General features: G+C 71.6%; 14 protein-coding genes. 11 read left to right on the top strand and 3 right to left on the bottom strand.

Annotated elements, in window-relative coordinates; all coding sequences use genetic code 11:
• Positions 1-87: 87 nt before the first annotated feature.
• Positions 88-543 carry a low molecular weight protein-tyrosine-phosphatase gene (locus tag RM788_RS30495; protein WP_315921465.1) on the top strand — a complete coding sequence of 152 codons (456 nt, stop codon included), beginning with the start codon at positions 88-90 and terminating at the stop codon, positions 541-543.
• Between the two features lie 20 nt (positions 544-563).
• Here the strand turns inward: RM788_RS30495 and RM788_RS30490 are convergent, their stop codons facing one another.
• Entirely contained in the window at positions 564-1532 is a 969-nt protein-coding gene (locus tag RM788_RS30490; protein WP_315921463.1) for a helix-turn-helix transcriptional regulator, read from the bottom strand.
• A 30-nt stretch (positions 1533-1562) separates the two neighbouring features.
• Here RM788_RS30490 and RM788_RS30485 point away from each other — a divergent pair, with 30 nt between their 5' ends.
• The 4 genes from RM788_RS30485 (at position 1563) to RM788_RS30470 (ending at position 4567) form a co-directional block, all read left to right on the top strand.
• The gene (locus RM788_RS30485; protein WP_315921461.1) at positions 1563-2321 is read left to right on the top strand and encodes an alpha/beta fold hydrolase; all 759 of its coding nucleotides are present in this window, start codon (positions 1563-1565) and stop codon (positions 2319-2321) included.
• 1 nt (position 2322) lies between these two features.
• Positions 2323-3072, top strand: coding sequence for an SDR family NAD(P)-dependent oxidoreductase (locus RM788_RS30480; protein ID WP_315921459.1), 750 nt, complete (start codon positions 2323-2325; stop codon positions 3070-3072).
• An 81-nt stretch (positions 3073-3153) separates the two neighbouring features.
• Positions 3154-3693: a DUF1349 domain-containing protein gene (locus tag RM788_RS30475; protein WP_315921457.1), complete on the top strand. Its 540-nt coding sequence runs from the start codon at positions 3154-3156 to the stop codon at positions 3691-3693.
• A gap of 25 nt (positions 3694-3718) precedes the next feature.
• Entirely contained in the window at positions 3719-4567 is an 849-nt protein-coding gene (locus RM788_RS30470) for an SURF1 family cytochrome oxidase biogenesis protein (RefSeq protein WP_315921455.1), read from the top strand.
• Here the strand turns inward: RM788_RS30470 and RM788_RS30465 are convergent.
• Positions 4523-5467: a cobalamin biosynthesis protein gene (locus tag RM788_RS30465; protein WP_315921453.1), complete on the bottom strand. Its 945-nt coding sequence runs from the start codon at positions 5465-5467 to the stop codon at positions 4523-4525. The two genes, RM788_RS30470 and RM788_RS30465, sit on opposite strands and share 45 nt — an antisense overlap.
• Before the next feature lie 117 nt (positions 5468-5584).
• Here RM788_RS30465 and RM788_RS30460 point away from each other — a divergent pair, with 117 nt between their 5' ends.
• The 4 genes from RM788_RS30460 (at position 5585) to RM788_RS30445 (ending at position 13486) form a co-directional block, all read left to right on the top strand.
• Positions 5585-7075, top strand: a complete 1491-nt coding sequence (locus RM788_RS30460) for a DUF2397 domain-containing protein (protein WP_315921451.1) — start codon at positions 5585-5587, stop codon at positions 7073-7075.
• A gap of 73 nt (positions 7076-7148) precedes the next feature.
• On the top strand, positions 7149-8363 hold the full coding sequence (locus tag RM788_RS30455) for a TIGR02678 family protein (protein ID WP_315921449.1): 1215 nt from the start codon (positions 7149-7151) through the stop codon (positions 8361-8363).
• Positions 8360-12427 carry a TIGR02680 family protein gene (locus RM788_RS30450; protein ID WP_315921447.1) on the top strand — a complete coding sequence of 1356 codons (4068 nt, stop codon included), beginning with the start codon at positions 8360-8362 and terminating at the stop codon, positions 12425-12427. Before RM788_RS30455 ends, RM788_RS30450 begins: the two co-directional genes overlap by 4 nt.
• Positions 12428-12937: 510 nt before the next feature.
• Positions 12938-13486, top strand: coding sequence for a hypothetical protein (locus RM788_RS30445; protein WP_315921444.1), 549 nt, complete (start codon positions 12938-12940; stop codon positions 13484-13486).
• Positions 13487-13766: 280 nt separating this feature from the next.
• Here RM788_RS30445 and RM788_RS30440 read toward each other — a convergent pair whose 3' ends face one another.
• Complete coding sequence (locus tag RM788_RS30440; RefSeq protein WP_399340530.1) at positions 13767-15026, bottom strand: ROK family transcriptional regulator; 1260 nt, start codon at positions 15024-15026, stop codon at positions 13767-13769.
• Positions 15027-15168: 142 nt separating this feature from the next.
• Here RM788_RS30440 and RM788_RS30435 point away from each other — a divergent pair, with 142 nt between their 5' ends.
• Together RM788_RS30435 and RM788_RS30430 are read left to right on the top strand one after the other, a co-directional pair.
• Entirely contained in the window at positions 15169-17034 is a 1866-nt protein-coding gene (locus RM788_RS30435) for a ricin-type beta-trefoil lectin domain protein (RefSeq protein ID WP_315921440.1), read from the top strand.
• On the top strand, positions 17031-18401 hold the full coding sequence (locus RM788_RS30430) for an RICIN domain-containing protein (RefSeq protein ID WP_315921438.1): 1371 nt from the start codon (positions 17031-17033) through the stop codon (positions 18399-18401). The genes RM788_RS30435 and RM788_RS30430 overlap by 4 nt, the downstream gene beginning before the upstream one ends.
• Positions 18402-18457: the final 56 nt, after the last annotated feature.

Raw genomic sequence — 18457 nt, 5'->3', positions numbered from 1 at the left:
TAGTGCGCTCGGAGGGGTGTTCCGACCAGGTCAGGTGGTGGAGAGCGGCGGCGGCGACGCGCGTGGGTCCGGGATTAGGGTCGAGGGATGCATGTGACGTTCGTCTGCACGGGCAACATCTGCCGGTCGCCGGTGGCTGCGATCGTGTTCCGGGAGCATTTGCGGCGGGCCGGGTTGGAGGACGTGGTGGAGGTGTCCAGCGCGGGCACCGGCGGGTGGCACGTCGGGGACGCGGCCGATCACCGGGCGGCCCGGTCGTTGGTGGACGCCGGGTATCGGCCGGAGCACGTGGCCGCGCAGGTCGGCGAAGAGCACCTGGGGGCGGATCTGCTGGTGGCCCTGGATTCCGGGCACGCGCGGGAGTTGCGGAGGTTGTCGGGGGATCCGGGGAGGGTGAGGTTGTTGAGGTCGTTCGACCCCGACGCGGACGGGGTGGACGTGCCGGACCCGTACTACGGGGGTCGTGAGGGGTTCGGCGAGGTGCTGAGGATGGTCGAGGCCGCCGTGCCGGGGTTGATGGGGTGGGTGCGGGAAAGGCTGTGAAGGCGGTTCCCGGCCGGGCGTCAGGTGGCGTCGGCCGAGGTGGTCAGACGTCGGGCCAGGGCGCGCACGTGGTCGCGCAGGGCTTCCGGGTGTTCGATGACGAACGGTCGGTCGATTCGGGCCAGCAGGGCTGGGATCCAGTCGAGGCGTTCGGTGCGCAGGCGGACTTGTACCCAGGTCGGGGTGTTCGGTAGTTCGTCGATGGTGGCGACGCTGGCTGGTAGTTGGGCTCTGATCTCGTCCTTCGTGCCCTTGACGCGCAGTGATACCTGGTGTGGGCGTGGGACTTCGGCCAGGCCGGACAGGACGTGGGTGGTGGGGTCGAAGTCGGTGGGGATGTCGAAGGTGCCGGGGGTTTCGGTGGCGGAGTCGATGCGGTCCAGGCGGAAGGTGCGGACCTCGCCGCTGGAGGAGTCGGCGCCGGTGACGTACCAGCGGCCGGAGTGGGCGACGATGCCGTAGGGGTGGAGGGTGCGCCGGCTTTGGTTGCCGCCCCAGGCGGTGTAGGTCAGGGCGATGGGTTTGCGGGTGCGGGCGGCTTCGGCGAGCAGCAGCAGGACGCCGGTTTCCGGGGTGGTGGTGGGGCGGGGTCGGGCGGTGAACTCGGCGGTGGTGAGCAGGGTGTCGAGTTTGCGGGCCAGTGGTTCGGGTAGGACGCGGCGGACCTTGGCGGCGGCGCTTTCCATGGCGGCGATCGAGGTGGACACCAGGCCTGCCCGGCGGCCTGCGACGAGGCCGAGCAGGACGGCCAGCGCCTCTTCGTCGGTGAGCATCAGCGGGGGCATGCGGAAGCCGGGGGCGAGCTGGTAGCCGCCGTAGCGGCCGCGGATGGAGCGGACGGGGATGTCCAGGGCGGTCAGGTGCCCGGCGTAGCGGCGGACGGTGCGTTCGTCCACTCCGAGTCTGGTCGCCAGGTCGGCGACGGTGCGGGTGCCGCCCGACTGGAGGATTTCCAGTAGCGCCAGCACTCGTGCGGTGGGTCTGGTCATGTCCGGAAGATTTCCACGGATACCGGGCGGATGCTGCCCGGTATTGCTCCTAGCGTCGTCGGCATGTCGACTTACGTACTTCTCCCGGGGTTCTGGCTCGGGGCTTGGGCCTGGCGAGCGGTGGCCGCTGACCTGCGTGGACGCGGTCATGACGTGCACGCGCTGAGCTTGACGGGGTTGGGTGAGCGGGCGCACTTGGCGCGGCCGGACACCGATCTCGAAACGCATGTCACCGATGTGTTGAACCTGATCCGCTACGAGGACCTGCACGACGTGGTGCTGGTCGGGCACAGCTACGCGGGAGCCGTGGTGGTGCCGAGCGTGGCCGACCGGGTGCCGGAGCGGATCTCCAGGCTCGTGTTCATCGACAGCGGGCCGCTGCCGGACGGGATGTCGCAGAGCGAGTTCGCGCCGCCCGCGGAGCAGGAGCAGAACGCCGGACTGGTGGGTGACGGCTGGCGGTTGCCGCCGCCGGACTGGGCGGAGCTGGCCGCCGACGTGCCGGGGGTGACCAAGGAGGCCGTGGAGCGGCTGGTGGAGCTGTCGGTGCCGCAGCCGTGGGCCACCGCGACGTCCCCGGTCCGGTTGACCGGGGCGTGGGAGGAGCTGCCGCGCCTGCACGTGCTGTGCAGCTTCGATCTGGAGCAGCTCCAGGCCAGGGTGGGCAGCTCCCCCGCGTTCCGGCACATGGCCGACGACGGGCTGGCCTTCCGCGAGCTGCTCAGCTGGCATTGGCCCATGGTCAACCGGGCCGCGGAACTGGCCGCGATCCTGGACGAGGCGGTCTGACGTGGCGAGCGGTCTTTCCGGGTCCACCGCGCTGGTCACCGGCGCCACCAGCGGCATCGGGCGGGCGGTGGCGGTGCTGCTCGCCGAGCGCGGCGCGCACGTGGTCGTCGCGGGTCGGGACGTCGGGCGCGGGGACGCGGTCGTCGCCGCGATCCGCGCCGCGGGCGGCAAGGCGGACTTCGCCGCGAGCGACCTCGGTGACGCCGACGCCGTCCGGGCGCTGGCCCGCCGGGCCGTGGACCTCGGTGGTGGGCACGTGGACGTGCTGGTCAACAACGCAGGCGTGTTCCCGGCGGGGCCGACCGCGGCGACCACGGCCGACGAGATCGACTCCGTGTTCGCGGTCAACGTGCGGGCGCCGTTCATCCTGACCGCCGAGCTGGCTCCGGCGATGGCCGCGCGCGGTCACGGGGCCGTGGTCAACGTGCTGACCATGGTCGCCCGGTTCGGCGTGGCGGGAATGGCGCTGTACGGGTCGAGCAAGGCGGCGCTGCTGCTGCTCACGAAGTCGTGGGCGGCGGAGTTCGGGCCCGGTGGGGTGCGGGTCAACGCGGTCAGCCCCGGTCCGACCCGCACGGAGGGCACCGCGGTGTTCGGCGACCGGCTCGACCAGCTCGCCTCGCTCGCCCCCGCCGGGCGGCCCGCGGCGCCCGAGGAGATCGCCGCCGCCATCGCCTACCTCGCGGGCGACGGGGCGTCGTTCGTCCAGGGCGCGGTCCTGGACGTCGACGGGGGACGTCACGCGACTTGACGGCACGACGGCCGTCGGGGTGCACGCCCCGGCGGCCGTCCGGCCGATGCCGAGGGCGTGACGAGCCGCCATCATGGCCGGATGGACGAGTGGTTCAACGAGCCCGCGAAGTGGTCGGCCGGACCGGAGGGCGAGCTGTTCGTCACAGCCGACCCGGACACCGACCTCTGGCGCACCACCCACTACGGGTACGACCGGGACACCGCGCACATCCGCGGGCAGTGGCTGTCGGGCGACTTCACGATCACCACGACGTTCACCGGCGACTACACCGAGCAGTTCGACCAGGCCGGTCTCGCGCTGCGGATCGACGCGGAGAACTGGGTCAAGGCCGGGGTCGAGTGGGTGGACGGCGGGTTCCACCTCAGCACCGTGGTGACCAGGGGCTTCTCCGACTGGTCGATGACCCCGGTGGCGGCGGTCGACCGGGTGGCGTTCTCCGTCGAACGGGCGGGCGACGCGGTGACCGTGCGGTACGGGCTCGGCGACGACGAGCCGACGGCCATGCTGCGGTTCGGGTACTTCCCGCCCGCCGTGCCGGTCCTGGCCGGGGTCATGGTGGCGGCGCCGAGCGGCCGGGGGTTCGAGGCGCGGTTCGGGCGGACCCTCGTCAGCCGCTGATCCGCGCAGCGCTTACCGTGGAGGCGTGCGGTTCCGGTTCTTGTTGCGACCAGGTTGGCTGGCGTTGACGCTGGCCGTCTGGGTGTTCGCGGGCGCCTGCTTCACGATGCTTATGCCCTGGCAGTTCGGGCGCAACGACGAGCGCGTGGCGCAGAACGACGCCCTGACGACGGCGATGAAGTCGGAGCCGGTGCCGGTCGGCACCGTGCTGGACCGCCCCAACTCCGAGATCGAGTGGCACAAGGTGTCGCTCACCGGGAAGTTCCTCCCCGCGGGCGAGGCCGTGGCCAGGCTGCGGACCGTGCAGGGCGAGGCCGCCTTCGAGGTCGTGACGCCGTTCCTGCTGGACAGCGGGCAGACGGTGCTGGTGGACCGCGGTTACCTGCGCCCCGCCAGCGGCGTGAGCGTGCCCGACGTCGCCGCCCCGCCCACCACGCGGGTCACGACGGTGGCGTGGGTGCGGGCCGGTGAGAACGACAACCGGGACGCGTTCACCGAGGACGGCCGCAGGCAGGTCTACGCGATCAACTCCGCCGTCGTCGGCCGGGCCGCGGGGCTGGACATCCGGCCCGGCTACTTCCAGCTCTCCGAGGGCCAGCCCGGTGTGCTCGACGCGCTGCCGCTGCCGCGGATGGAGTCCGGGCCGTTCTTCTCCTACGCGTTGCAGTGGATCGCGTTCGGCGTGATGGCGATCGGCGGCTGGGCGTACTTCAGCTGGCGCGAGATCCAGCCGGGCGGCGCGCTCACCGAGCCCCGGCCCAGGCGGAAGACGGTCGCCGAGATGCTGGCCGAGGACGAGGCCGGGACGGGGCTCGAGGCCGGGTCCGGGTCAGTGCTGGCGGCGTCGGGCGAACAGCGCCAGGCCGGCCGCTAGCAGCGCGGACAGCGCGCCGACCACCCTCGACAGCTCGACGGCCCTGGTCACGTGCCCCGCGTCGGGGTTGCGGCCGTGGCCGAGCACCGCGCGGTCCTCGGCGCCGTAGGAGTACACCGTGCGACCGCCGAGGCGGATCTCCAGCGCCCCCGCGAACGCCGCCTCCACCTGGCCCGCGTTGGGGCTGGGGTGGGCCGAGGCGTCGCGGCGCCAGACCTCCCACGCCTCCGCGGCCGAACCGCCGACGACCGGCGCGGCGACGACGGTGAGCAGGGCGGCTGCGCGGGCGGGGACCAGGTTGGCGAGGTCGTCGAGGCGGGCGGCGGCCCAGCCGAAGCGCAGGTAGCGGTCCGACTTGTGGCCGATCATGGCGTCCAGGGTGTTCACCGCGCGGTAGGCCAGCAGGCCGGGCACGCCCGCCACGGCGCCCCACAGCAGCGGGGCGACCACGGCGTCGGACGTGTTCTCCGCCACGGACTCCACGGTCGCCCTGGCCAGCGCCAGCGTGTCCAGGGCGGCGGGTTCGCGCCCGCACAGGTTGGGCAGCCGGGCGCGGGCGGCCTCCAGGTCGCCGCCGTCGAGCTCGCGGCCCATGGCGGTGCCCTCCTTGGCCAGCGACGAGCCGCCGAGCACGACCCAGGTCGCGGCGGCCGTGGTCAGCGCCTTGACCAGCTCGCTGCGCCCGCCCATCCGCTCCACGGCCACGCCCAGCACCAGCACGCCGCCGGTGAGCAGCGCCGTGTGCCGGGCGCCCGCCGTGCGGCTGTCGCGGTAGGTGGTCCGCTCGGTCGCCCCCGCGGCACGGCCGAAGACCGCGACCGGGTGGTGCCGCCGCGGGTCGCCGAAGACCGCGTCGGCGGCCACACCCAGCAGCAAACCCGCCGCTCGTCCCACGCCCAAGGCAGACCTCCCCGAAGTCGACACGGCACGGTATAGCGTCCGCGTTCACTCCTTCGAGTTAGGGCCGGAGTTCCCGGTGGCCAGAACTGTCGGTGCCCGGCATTAGGGTGGCCGATCGTGGAACCCGCCGGCCGCCTGAAGCTCTACGCGTACCTCGACGCACGCGACTACCAGCGCACCTACCTGGCGATCATGCGGTTGTTCACCTCCACGCTGCTGGCCGACCTGTCCGCGGGCGAGGTCGCGGGCGCGCTCGCGGGGGCCGAGCGGCTGGGCGCCGTCGACGCGGGCGAGTCCCGGATCGAGAACGTCATCAACCGGCTCAAGCAGCTCGTGGAGTGGGGGAACCTGGTCCAGGGGCGGCGCGAGGTGGTGGCGGCGAGCATCGCGGAGTTCCAGCACGGCAGCGTCCGGTACCAGGTGAGCAAGCTCGCGGTGCGGGTGCAGCGGGACGTGGACCAGCTGCTGCGGGTGCCCGAGGGCGCCCGCGAGGTGTCGCGGGAGCTGCTGCCCGCGATCGAGCGCGGCCTGGGCGAGCTGGGCGGCGCGCTGTCCGAGGCGCTGGTCACCGGCGAGAGCAGGCGGTCGCGGGAGGTGCTGGCCGAGCGGGTGACGACGGTGTTCCTCCAGCACGCCGAGTTGGCCGCCACGGTGCGCGACTTCTACGCCTACCTGGGCCAGGTCGTGACGCGGCACCACCTGGCGCCCGAGGAGATCTCCGGGTTCCGCAACCTGCTCGTCGAGTACATCCAGATGGTCGTCGAGGACGTGCTGCGGCACACCCCCGCCATCGCGGACGCCCTCGCTGGCCTGGCCAAGGCGCGCGGCGAGCTGCTGCGGCTGCTCGGCGGCACGGACGGGCTGGGCGGCGACGTGGAACGGGCGCGCGGCCGGTCTGCGGCCGACTGGCAGGAGCTGGCGGGCTGGTTCGTCGACCGCCCCGGCTACCCGAGCCAGGTCACGGCGCTGCGCGAGGCGACGGCCCGCGCGATCGGGTCGCTGCTGGCGTCGGTGAAGCGCGCGACCTCCGGCGGCGGGTTGCTGCCCGGCCGTCGGGCGGAGTTGCTGAAGCTCGCGTCCTGGTTCGACTCGGGCACCCGCGAGCAGGGGCACGAGCTGTACGCGGCGGCGTTCGGGCTGTACTCCGCGCGGCACGTGCTGCCCGCGCCGGAGCACGACAGCGACAACGAGCGCACACCGTGGCGCGACGGGCCGGTGCGGGACGTGACCGTGAGCGTCCGCAGCCGGGGCGACCGGGGCGCGCGCGGCCGGACGTCGCGGATCATGGACGACCCGATCACCGAGCAGTCGCTGCTGGCGCAGGCCCGCGAGGCCGACGAGCAGCGGGCCGCGTCGGTGGCCGAGCTGGCCGCCGCCGCGCCGCGGCTCGGCTCGACGACGCTGTCCGGCGACGCGCTGGGCGTGCTGTGCGAGCTGCTGACGCTGGCGATGGCGCAGCGGGAGAGCGCGGCGGACTCCGGGTCGGCGGCGGACCCGGTGCGCGGGCTGCGGGTCACCGTGGACCACGCGCTGGGCGAGACCACGAAGATCACCTCGAAGGCCGGCACCTTGACGTTGCACGACGCGCGGTTGGCTTTGAGCGAATGAGGCCCTCCGACGTGCTCTTCCCAGCGGAGGCGGCATCACATGCGACCGACGTGATCTCCCCGGCGGAGACGGCATGAGCACCGCCCTGGACGACCTCCCCGACATCGACGCCGCGAACGTGGTGCGGTGCGCGCGCACGCTGCTGCGCCGACCGCTGCTGCGCGGCGACGGCCCGGACGGTGAGCTGCTGACGCTGGTGTACCGGCACCGGTTCGCGTTGCAGGACCTGTTCGCGGGTCTGCTCGGCTACCGGCTGGTGGTGGAGCGGCGGTTCGCGCGGCTCTACAAGTCCGGACCGGGCGTGGACGACACCCGCGGTGTGCCGGGGACGTCGCCGCGGGCGTACGCCTACCTGGCGTTGACGCTGGCCGTGCTGACCGGTGTCGGCAGGCAGACCCTCCTGTCCCGCCTGGTGTCCGACGTCCGGTCGGCCGCCGTGGAGGCGGGCATCGAGGTCGTGGACGACGTGGTGGACCGGCGGGCGCTGACGGCCGCGCTGCGGCACCTGGTGTCGCTGGGCGTGCTGCACGAGACCGAGGGCCAGGTCGGCGCGGACGTGCAGACGGAGGCGCTGATCACGATCGACACGGACCTGCTGGGCCAGCTGCTGACCGGCCCGGTGGCCGAGGCCGACTCGCCGTCGCGGCTGGTGGAGCTGGCCGCCCGGCCGGGGCCGCGCGGGATCGAGCACGCGGTGCGGCGCAGGCTGGTCGAGACGCCGCTGGTGCTCTACGCGGACCTGCCCGCCGAGCAGGCCGACTGGCTGCGGCGCAACCAGCGCAAGGAGTCCGTGCTGCTGGAGAAGTGCTTCGGGCTCTACACCGAGTCGCGGCTGGAGGGCGTGCTCGCGGCCGACCCGGAGGACTACCTGACGGACATGTACTTCCCCGGTTCGTCGACGGTCGCGCGGATCGCGCTGCTCGCGCTGCCGTCGTTGCTGGAACTGGAGTACGACGGCGACGACGAGCCGGTCATGCGCTCCGACGGGCGGCACTTCGTGACGCCGGTGCGGTTGCGCGAGGTGTGCGACCGGCTCGTCGAGGACTACCCGGCCGCGTGGTCGAAGCAGATCGTGGAGGACGGCGCCAAGCTGGTCGACGAGGTCACGGACCTGTTGCGCCGCATGGGCTTGGCCGTCCCCACCGAAGGCGGGTGGCTGGTGAACCCGGCCGCGCACCGCTGGATCCCGGACCCCGACGGCGACCCCGAACGCGAGGTCGCCGCCCCCGCCCCGATCGAGCCCGAGGTACCGGGCTGGTCGTTGTTCGACGAGGAGATCGTGTCGTGACGCTCGAGCGGGACAGGTGGCGGCTGCACCGCGGCGGCATCGTCAACGTGTGGCAGTACACCGAGCAGACGTTCGACTTCTCCGGTGGGCGGGCGATCTTCCAGGGCACCAACGGGTCCGGCAAGTCGCGGACCCTGGAACTGCTGCTGCCGCTGTGCCTGGACGGCGACCTGCGCCAGGTCGGGTCCAAGGGCTTCGACACGGTCAGCGTCCGGCGGCTCATGCTCGACGACTACGACGGCGGCCCGAACCGGATCGGCTACGCGTGGATCGAGCTGCGCCGGGTGGTCGACGGGGTCGAGGAGTTCCTGACCTGCGGGCTCGGCGTGAAGGCGTCCAGGACGTCGCAGGCGATCACCGACTCGTGGCGGTTCATCACCCCGGCCCGCGTCGGCCGCGACCTGCACCTGGCGGGCCACGAGCGGATCCCGCTCGGCCCGGTGCACCTGCGCGAGGCCATCGGCGCGGACTGCGTGCTGGAGGACGCCGCGTTCCGCGCGAAGATCGCCGAGACGGTGTACGGCGTGCCCGCCGCCCGGTACGGCGACCTGCTGCACCTCCAGCGGACGCTGCGCAACCCCGACGTCGGCCTGAAGGTGCTCGAGGGGCAGCTGGAGCAGATCCTGTCCGACGCGCTGCCGCCGCTGGACCAGACGATGGTCGAGCAGCTGGCGACGTCGTTCGACGACCTGGAGTCGATCCGGGAGAACATCACCCGGTTGTCGTCCGCGGACGCCGCGCTCGGCACGTTCCTCAAGACCTACTCCGACTACGCGTTCGGCGGGTTGCGCACGTCGTCCGAACGGCTGCGCGCGGCCGAGGAGGCCGTGCGCAAGCTCGCGCGCGAGTGCGCGAAGCTCGAGGGGAACCTGGAGCGGACGCGGGCCGCGCGCACCGAGGCGGAGAGCGCCCAGACGGCGTTGGAGACCGGTGAGGGCCAGGCCGAGGAGACCATCGCCGCGCTGAAGGAACTGCCGGCGTTCCGCGACCTCCAGGACCTCCAGACGCGCGAGAAGCTGGTGGCGGAGAAGCGATCGTCGGCGATCGCGGCACTGGAGATGGCGAACAGGCAGCGGCTCCAGGAGGACGGCGCGGTCGAGGCCGTGCTGCGGTCGTTGCGGCGCTTGCAGGAGGACCTGGGGTCGGCCGACGAGCTGACCGAGCCGCTGCGGCAGCAGCTGCGCGCGGCCGGGCTGGACGCGGCGTCGGCGCCGGTCGTGCCGAAGGTCCCGCACGCCGAGGCGACGACGGTGACCGAGCAGGTCAGGGCGAAGCCGGACCCGGAGGCGGAGCCGCTGCCGGTCGACCGGCGGGTGCCCCCGACTGCCGCGACCGAGACCGTGCTGACGGGTCTGGCGGACGCGGCGGAGGCGACCGCGCGGATCGCGTCGACCGCCCGGCAGCGCGGGGCGCTCGCGCTCGCGCTGCACGAGCGGGCCGGTGGGCTGGACCAGGAGCGGCAGCGGGTCGAGGTGCTGCGGCAGAAGGCGAAGGACGCGCTGGCCGCCGCGACCGAGGCGGGTTCGCTGCGCGACCGGGAGGGCCAGGAGCTGGCGGCGGTGGCGCGGACGTGGCTGGACCACGTCGAGCGCTGGTGCGGCACCGGGCCGCTGGCCGACGGGCTGCCGGACCGCGCGTTCGAGCTGCCGGGGACCGTGGACCCGGAGGTCGCCCGCGCGGTGACCGCCGCGGCGCGCGAGTGGACCTCTCCCCTGGTCCGGGCGGCCCGCGACGCGGCGCACGCGTTCACCTTGCAGCGCACCGACCTGCGCGGCCGCATCGACGGGCTGGACGCCGAACTGGCCGCGTTGCGGTCGGGCGGGGAGCGGGTGCCCGAGGCAGGCCGTTACGTCGCCGCGGACCGCGACCCGCTGACCGGCACGCCGTTCTACCGGCTGGTCGACTTCCGGCCCGACGTGGACGAGGCCGGGCGCGCGGGCCTGGAGTCCGCGTTGCAGGCCAGCGGTCTGCTCGACGCCTGGGTGACCGGCGACGGGTCCGCGGTGGCCGACGACGTCGTGGCCACCGCCCGCCCGGCGGTCGACGGCCCGTCGCTGGCGTCCGTGCTGGTGCCTGCCGTGGAACCCGGTTCGGCGGTGGGCGCGGACGTGGTCGCCGCGCTGCTGGCGGCGGTGTCGCTGGACTCCGGTGACGCGCTCGCGCTGTCCACCGACGGGCGCTGGCAAGCAGGTGTGCTCGGCGGCGCGTGGCGCAAGCCTGCCGCGGAGTTCATCGGCGCCGGCGCGCGGGAGTCCGCCCGGCGGCGGCGGATCGGCGAGCTGGAGGACGAGCTGACCGGACTGCGCCACGGGTTGGGCTTGGCCGAGGACGAACTGGCCTCCGCACGCGACCTGGTCGCGCGGTGGGAGGCGCACCTGGACGGGTTCCCGTCCGACGGCGAGCTGATCGCCAAGCACAGCCGCGAGCAGGCCGCGCGCGAGTCGGCCGACCGGGCGCAGGCGCGGGCCCGTGGGCTGCGGGCCGAACTGGACGAGGCGCAGGCCCGCGGCGAGGCCTCGCGGGGCGAGCTGGTCCGGCAGGCGGGCGAGGCCGGGCTGCCCGCCGAGACCGAGGGGCTGCGGCAGTCGCAGCAGGCCGCGGGTGAGGCGCAGCGGACGGCGGACCGGCTCGGCGACCTGCTGCGCAGGCAGTGCCAGGGCGCCGTCACGGACCTGACCGACGCGACCCACCGCTACCACGCGGCGGGCGAGGACCGGGTGGCCGCCGAGACCGACGCCGAGGCCAGGTGCGTCGACTACGCGACCCAGGCCGCGACGCTGGCCGAGCTGACCGAGGCGATCGGCGGGGAGGCGCGGGAGATCGCGGACCAGCTGGGTTCGCTGGAGTCGTCGCGGCGCAAGCTCCGCGAGGACCTCAAGGGCATGCGGGAGCAGGTCGCGTCGTCACGCGAGCAGGCCGCGAAGCTGGAGGCCCAGCTCGACGGGGCGCGCGAGCGGCACGGGTCGGCCGAGGCGGACCGGACGCGGGTGGCCGAGCAGTTCAAGGCCACCGTCGAGGCGCCGGGCATCCTGGTCGCGGCGCTGCCCGACGTGGAGGGCGACCTGGACGCGGTCCAGGAGGCCATCGCGGCGGCGGGCGACCGCCGGGGCGCGGGCGAGGCGACCGTGATCACCAGGCTCCAGGCGTTGCAGACCTCGCTGGCGAGCAGCCACGACATCGCCGCCGAGCAGCACGCCGGGCTGCTGACCGTGACGGTGACCGGCGAGGAGGGCACCCGGCCGGTGGCCGTGGCCGCCCGGCAGGTCACCGCGAAGCTCGGCGAGCAGCGCGGGTTCCTCGACGAGCGCTACCAGGGGATCTTCGCCGACTACCTGATCCGCGACCTGGCCGAGTGGCTGCGCGGGCAGATCGCGGTGGCCGAGGACCTGTGCAAGCGGATGAACGACGTGCTCGGCAAGGCGCGGTCCAGCCAGGGCGTGCACGTGAAGCTGTCGTGGAAGTCGTCGTCGGCGTTGGACGAGGAGACGCGGCAGGCGTTGGCGCTGGTCAGGCTGCCGTACGCGGACCGCACGCCGGAGCAGGACGCGACGCTGCGGCGGGTGTTCACCGAGCGGATCGAAGCCGAGCGGGACAGCGACACCGGCGGTTACGCGGAAATCCTGTCGCGGGCGCTGGACTACCGGACGTGGCACCAGTTCACCGTGACCGTGGGCGACACCGGCCCGGACGGCAACCCGCGCGAACGGCGGCTCAAGCAGCTGTCGTCGGGTGAGACCCGGCTGATCTCGTACGTGACCCTGTTCGCCGCCGCCGCCTCGTTCTACGACGCGGTCAGCAGCGGCTCGGAGTCGTTCGACCCGCTGCGGCTCGTGCTGCTCGACGAGGCGTTCGAACGGCTGGACGACCCCACGATCGCCCGGATGCTCGGGCTGCTGGTCGACCTGGACATGGACTGGGTCATCACCTGGCCCAGCGGGTGGGGGGTCTCCGACCGCATTCCCCGCATGCACATCTACGACGTCCTGCGTCCCCGCAACGGACGTGGGGTGGCCTGCACCCAGACGACCTGGGACGGAGCGGCATTGGACCGGGTGGATCCGTAGAGGTGGCCGACGTGCTTGACCGGGGAACCATTCGCGAAGTGCGGCGAAATCCGCCCGCGAAATCTCTCGGGTCTCCGCGGACCCTCGAAAACATCACACATGGGAATGTCCCGTCGCCGTACCGGAATCGGGCAACCAGCACATCGAGACCACCCGCGCCTTCCACCGCCGTCGGGACGGCACCAGCGCGAACAGCCGGAGCCTTAACCTGCTCATAACCTTCGACGACGACTTGACCAGACCGCGGGACGTGGGTCAACAATGATCAACAAAGGCTGCCCGAACCCACCGCACCCGCTTCCCGGATGTGCGGTAATCGTTTAGCGCTCCACAACACCGCCGGATGGCGGTACGGGTGTTGTGGGGGTTGGGTTCAAGGGATCTTCCACATATTCGGACTTGGCGGAGGGGATTTCGCGGCTTGGGGTATTTGTTCGGTTACTGCTCTGCCGCTGCCTGATCACTGCTCGATCACTGCTCGGTTACTGCTCGGTCACTGGAGGTGTGGGTGTGGATGAGGGTTTGAGGGCTGTGTGCGAGGACCCAGGGTTGGTGGAGTTCTGGCGGGTGGCGGTGGAGACGATGGAGGCCGGGAGGTCGGCTTTCAGTTTTCAGGTGGGGGATGAGGAGACCGCTGCGGCGTTGAGCGTGGTGTTGCACAAGCCGGTGGGGTTTCCGGGGCGGCGGCAGGTGTCGTTGGTGAAGCTGGACGAGCACTTGCGGCGGGAGGGGGTGTCGTTGGTGGAGGTGTTGGAGGGGGTGCATGGGCGGGGCGTGGAGGAGCCCGCGGGGCAGATGGGGTGGAGGTCACAGTGGTTGGCGCAGGTCAGGAGGTATGAGGGGATTCCTGGGGATCAGCTCGCGGGGGTGGTCGGGGTGGCGGATCGGGTGTTGAAGGTGGTGCTGGCGGGGCCGGGGTGGGGGTGGCCGTCGGAGTTGGAGGATGTGGTGGTGCGGAGGGTTGTGGTGCGGGCGGTGGCGTTGGCTTTTGGGGTGGGGATGCCTGAGGGGCCGGCGGCGGAGGCTGAGGTGTGGAGGGTGGCCGGGTTGAAGGCTTGAAATGTCACCTTGGGTTGTGGTGTACATGCCTTCACCCCGGTCGCCGAGTGTTCTAGGCTTGGCGAACCTTGTCAAGGCGGGAAAGATGCCTTGACAAGCTCCGTCAAGCCTAGAGATGGCTTCGGATCGGGGTGCAGGGGTAGGTCTGGCTGCGCCAGCATTCGGCTGCGCCGAACCCAGCATCGGGCTGCGCCCGACAGGGCATCCTCGCTGCGCGTCGGACAAGGCACCTGGCTTCGCTTCGGTCAGGCATCCGAGCTGCGCGGACCAAGAGGTGGGGTTAGCCGGTGGGGCGCATGAGGGCTGGGGAGCGGACGCCGCCGGCGCCTAGGAATTCTGCGACTGGGAGGGTTGCCGCGCCCATGGCGACGGATTCGGTGCCCAGTTCGCAGAGTTTGATCTTTGCTTGCTGGTAGGGGTGGTGGAGGGCGTGTTTGGCGGCTACCTCGCGGATGGCGGGGAGTAGTTGGCTGCCCAGTAGCAGGCCTGCCCAGCCGCCCAGTATGACTCGTTCGGGGTTGAAGAGGTTGATGAGGTTGCCGATGCCGGCGCCTGCGTAGCGGGCGGTTTCGTTGAGGACTTCGCGGGCGGCGGAGGAGTCTTCGGCGAGTAGTTCGCGCAGTGCGACTTCCTCGTCGACGACGTCGCCGGGGAGGCCTGCGAGTTCGCGGTAGCGGGTGAGGACGCCCTTGGCGCCGATGTAGGCCTCGAGGCAGCCGTTGGCACCGCAGCGGCAGGGTCTGCCGTCGAGGGCGAGGGTGGTGTGGCCCCATTCGCCGGCACCGCCCGAGGCGCCGCGGTAGGGGACGCCGTCGGCGATGACGCTGGCGCCTACGCCGGAGCCGACCAGAGCAATAACAGCGTTGCGGGCGCCGCGGCCTGCGCCGAACCACATCTCCGCCTGGCCGAGGGTGTTGGCGCCGTTGTCGATGAAGAGCGGCAAATCGGTGCCTGCGCGGAGCATTCGTTCGAGCGGGACGCCGTTCCAGCCGACGGTTTGGGCGTGGACCAGCAGTTCCGAGCCGCGCTCGACCAGGCCGGGGACGCCTACTCCCACTCCCAGCAGTCTGCTGGGGTCGACGCCGCTGTCCTCGATGCACTGGGCGAGGCCGGTGAGGACGCGTTCGACGACGGCCTCGCCGCGGTTGGCGATGGACTCCATCTGGAACGTGCTCATCGCGAGCCTGCGGAGGGTGAGGTCGAAGACCTCGACGAGCACGTGGGTCTCCCCCACGTCGACGCCGACCACGCAGGCGTTGTCCGGGTTGACGCGCAGCAGGACGCGGGGCCTGCCGCCGTCGGAGCCGACGAGGCCCGCTTCGACGACCACCTGGTCCTCGACGAGTTCACCGACGACGTTGCTGACCGACGCCTGGCTGAGGCCGGTCGCCCCGGCGAGTTCGTGGCGGCTGAACTGGCCGTCGAAGTACAGCCGTCGCAACACGCGGGCGCGGTTGCTCGTCCTCAGATCGCGCATCGTCCGCTTGCTCCGCTGCACTGTCACTCCCCTTTGCCAAGCCTTGACGCCCCAAGGTCGCATGGGTTAAATCACATCTTGAAATAAGGCGTGATGCCGGACACCCCGACTATGCCAGCCGGCACGAGAACCCGGTGACGCGAGGTCGACGCCACGCCCAGCTGACCCTGACAGCTGCTTGCCGCACGGAACGAGGAACCCTGCCATGCCGAAGTCCTCGCCTCGAAGGTCACTACTCTCCGCGCTCGGCGCGGCACTGCTGGCAACCGCCGCAGTGGCCGCGCCGAACGCACCCGCGCAGGCCGCGGGCGAACAAGTCAACGTCTGGCTCACCACCACCAACAGCGCGAACCGCGGGACGGAGGTCACGCGGGGACTCCAGCAGCAGACGCCGGTGGCGTTCGCGGCGGGCACGGGCACCGGTGGCCAGACGATCAACGTCAACGAGAACACCCGCTACCAGACGTTCGAGGGCGGTGGCGCGTCGTTCACCGACTCCGCCGCCTGGCTCATGAACAGCAGCGGCATCCTCAGCGCGGCCACGCGCGAGGACACGATGAAGAAGCTGTTCGACCCGGTCAACGGCATCGGGCTGTCGATGACCCGCAACCCGATGGCGTCCACGGACCTCGCGCGGTTCGACTACTCCTACGACGACACCTGCTGCGACGTCAACGACTTCAAGATCGACCACGACCTGGCCGACGTCCTGCCGCTGACCAAGCGGGCCAAGGAGCTGAACCCGGCGCTGCGCGTGATGGCGTCGCCGTGGAGCGCGCCCGCGTGGATGAAGGACAACAACTCCATGCGGCAGGGCTGGCTGAAGGCGGAGTACTACGCCACCTACGGCCAGTACTTCGCGAAGTACGTGCAGGCCTACCAGTCGCGGGGCATCCCGATCGACTACGTGACGCCGCAGAACGAGCCGGGCTGCTGCGCGGGCTACCCGTCGATGCAGTGGAACACCGCCGGCCTGATCAACTTCACCAAGAACGGCATCTACCCGGCGTTCCGGGCGGCCGGGATCAACACCAAGGTGCTGATCTACGACTGGAACTGGGACGGCTACAACACGTGGGTGAAGCCGCAGCTCCAGGACCCGGCGATCGTGAACGACCCGCTGTTCGGCGGCATCGCGTGGCACGGCTACGTCGGTGACGTCTCGGCGCAGACCACGGCGCACAACGAGTTCCCGAACGTCAAGGCGTTCGACACCGAGCACTCCGGCGGCACCTGGATCACCGACCAGCACCGCGAGGACATGGCCAACATCATCGACTACACCCGCAACTGGGGCAGCTCGGTCGTGAAGTGGAGCCTCGCGCTCGACGAGCAGATGAACCCGCACAACGGCGGCTGCGGCACGTGCACCGGCTTCATCACCGTGCACAACAACGACTCCCGGCGCGGCCAGGTCGACTACACCGTCGAGTACTACACGATGGGCCACCTGACCAAGTTCGTGAAGCCGGGCGCGCAGCGCATCGAATCCTCGGACAACGCGTCGGTGAAGAACGTCGCGTGGCGCAACACCGACGGCTCCAAGGCGCTGATCGCGTACAACACGACCGGCAGCACCCAGAACGTCAAGGTGAACTGGGGCGGCTCCTCGTTCAACTACAGCCTGCCCGCGCGGACGTCGGCCACGTTCACCTGGAACGGCACGCAGGGCGGCACGCCCACCCCGACCGGCGGCACCATCACCGGCCTCGGCGGCAAGTGCCTGGACATCGCGGGTGCCAGCAGCACGAACGGCACCGCCGTCCAGCTCTACGACTGCAACGGCAGCACCGCCCAGAAGTGGACCGCAGGCACCGACGGCACGCTGCGCGCGCTGGGCAAGTGCCTGGACATCAAGGACAACGGCACCGCCGACGGGACGAAGCTCCAGATCTGGGACTGCGCGGGCGGCAACAACCAGAAGTGGACCGCCACGGCGGGCAAGGACATCGTCAACCCGACGCTGAACAAGTGCCTCGACGCGACCGGCAACTCCTCCGCCAACGGCACCCTGGTCCAGATCTGGGCCTGCACCGGTGCCACCAACCAGAAGTGGACGGTCACCGCGTGAAGCGCACCCTGGCGATCATCGCGGCCGTCGTCGCGCCGCTGTTCCTGATCGCGGTCCCGTCGGCCGACGCCGCCGGACCGGTCGGGCCGATCACCGGCCTGGCGGGCAAGTGCCTGGACGTCGCCGCGGCGAGCAGCGCCAACGGGACGGCCGTGCAGCTCTACGACTGCAACGGATCCGCGGCGCAGCAGTGGACCGTCGAGAGCGACGGCACGCTGCGGGCGCTCGGCAAGTGCCTGGACATCAAGGACAACGGCACCGCCGACGGGGCCAAGCTCCAGATCTGGGACTGCTCGGCGAGCGCGAACAAGCAGTGGAAGGCCAACGCGGCCAAGGACGTCGTCAACCCGGCGACGGGCAAGTGCCTCGACGTCACCGGCAACAGCTCCGCCAACGGCGCCCTGATCCAGATCTGGGCGTGCGGCGGCGGCGCGAACCAGAAGTGGACCGTGCCCTCGGGCGGCGGCACGACCCCGCCGCCCACCGGTGACCCGACGATGGCCGTGGCGCCCTACATCTACAACGGGTGGGGCAACCCGCCGAACGCCCAGTCGGTCATGTCCGCGACCGGCGTCAAGTGGTTCACGATGGCGTTCATGCTGTCCAACGGCTACTGCAACCCCCAGTGGGACAGCGGGAGGCCGCTGACCGGCAGCCCGGACCAGACGATGATCAACTCCATCCGCGCGGCGGGTGGGGACGTGGTCGTCTCCTTCGGCGGGGCCAACGGGAACAAGCTGGAGTCGTCCTGCGGGTCGGTCTCCGAACTGGCGGCGGCCTACCAGAAGGTGATCAACGCCTACGGGTTGAAGGCGATCGACATCGACCTGGAGGCCGCGGCCTACGACAACCCGACGGTGCAGCAGCGGACGGTGGACGCGCTGAAGGTCGTCAAGGCCAACAACCCCGGCATCGCGCTGTACGTGACGATCGGGACGAACATCAGCGGCCCGGACAGCGGGCTCATCCGGCGGGCGGCATCGTCGGGGCTGAGCATCACCGCGTGGGCGATCATGCCGTTCGACTTCGGCGGCAACGGGCAGAACATGGGCAACCTGACCAAGCAGGCCGCGGAAGGCCTGAAGAACGTGGTCAAGAGCGCCTACGGGTACACCGACGACCAGGCTTACCGGAACACGGGGATCTCGTCGATGAACGGGATCACGGACGTCGGGGAGACGGTCACGGTGGCCGACTTCCGGACGATCCTGGCGTACGCGCAGGAGAAGCACATCGCGCGGTTGACGTTCTGGTCGAGCAACCGGGATCGGCCGTGTGCCGGGGGTTACCCGAACGACGACACGTGTTCCGGGGTGTCGCAGCAGGCTTGGGAGTTCACGCGGACGTTGGCGGCTTATCGGGGGTAGGGGGCGAAAGACGCGGAGGGGGTGCGAGGCAAGCGGGCCTCGCACCCCCTCCGCCT

Origin of the sequence: Umezawaea sp. Da 62-37 (assembly GCF_032460545.1) — a bacterium.
Classification (GTDB): domain Bacteria; phylum Actinomycetota; class Actinomycetes; order Mycobacteriales; family Pseudonocardiaceae; genus Umezawaea.
Note: the sequence above shows the minus strand (reverse complement) of the source record. Positions and strands in the feature narration are given on the sequence as shown.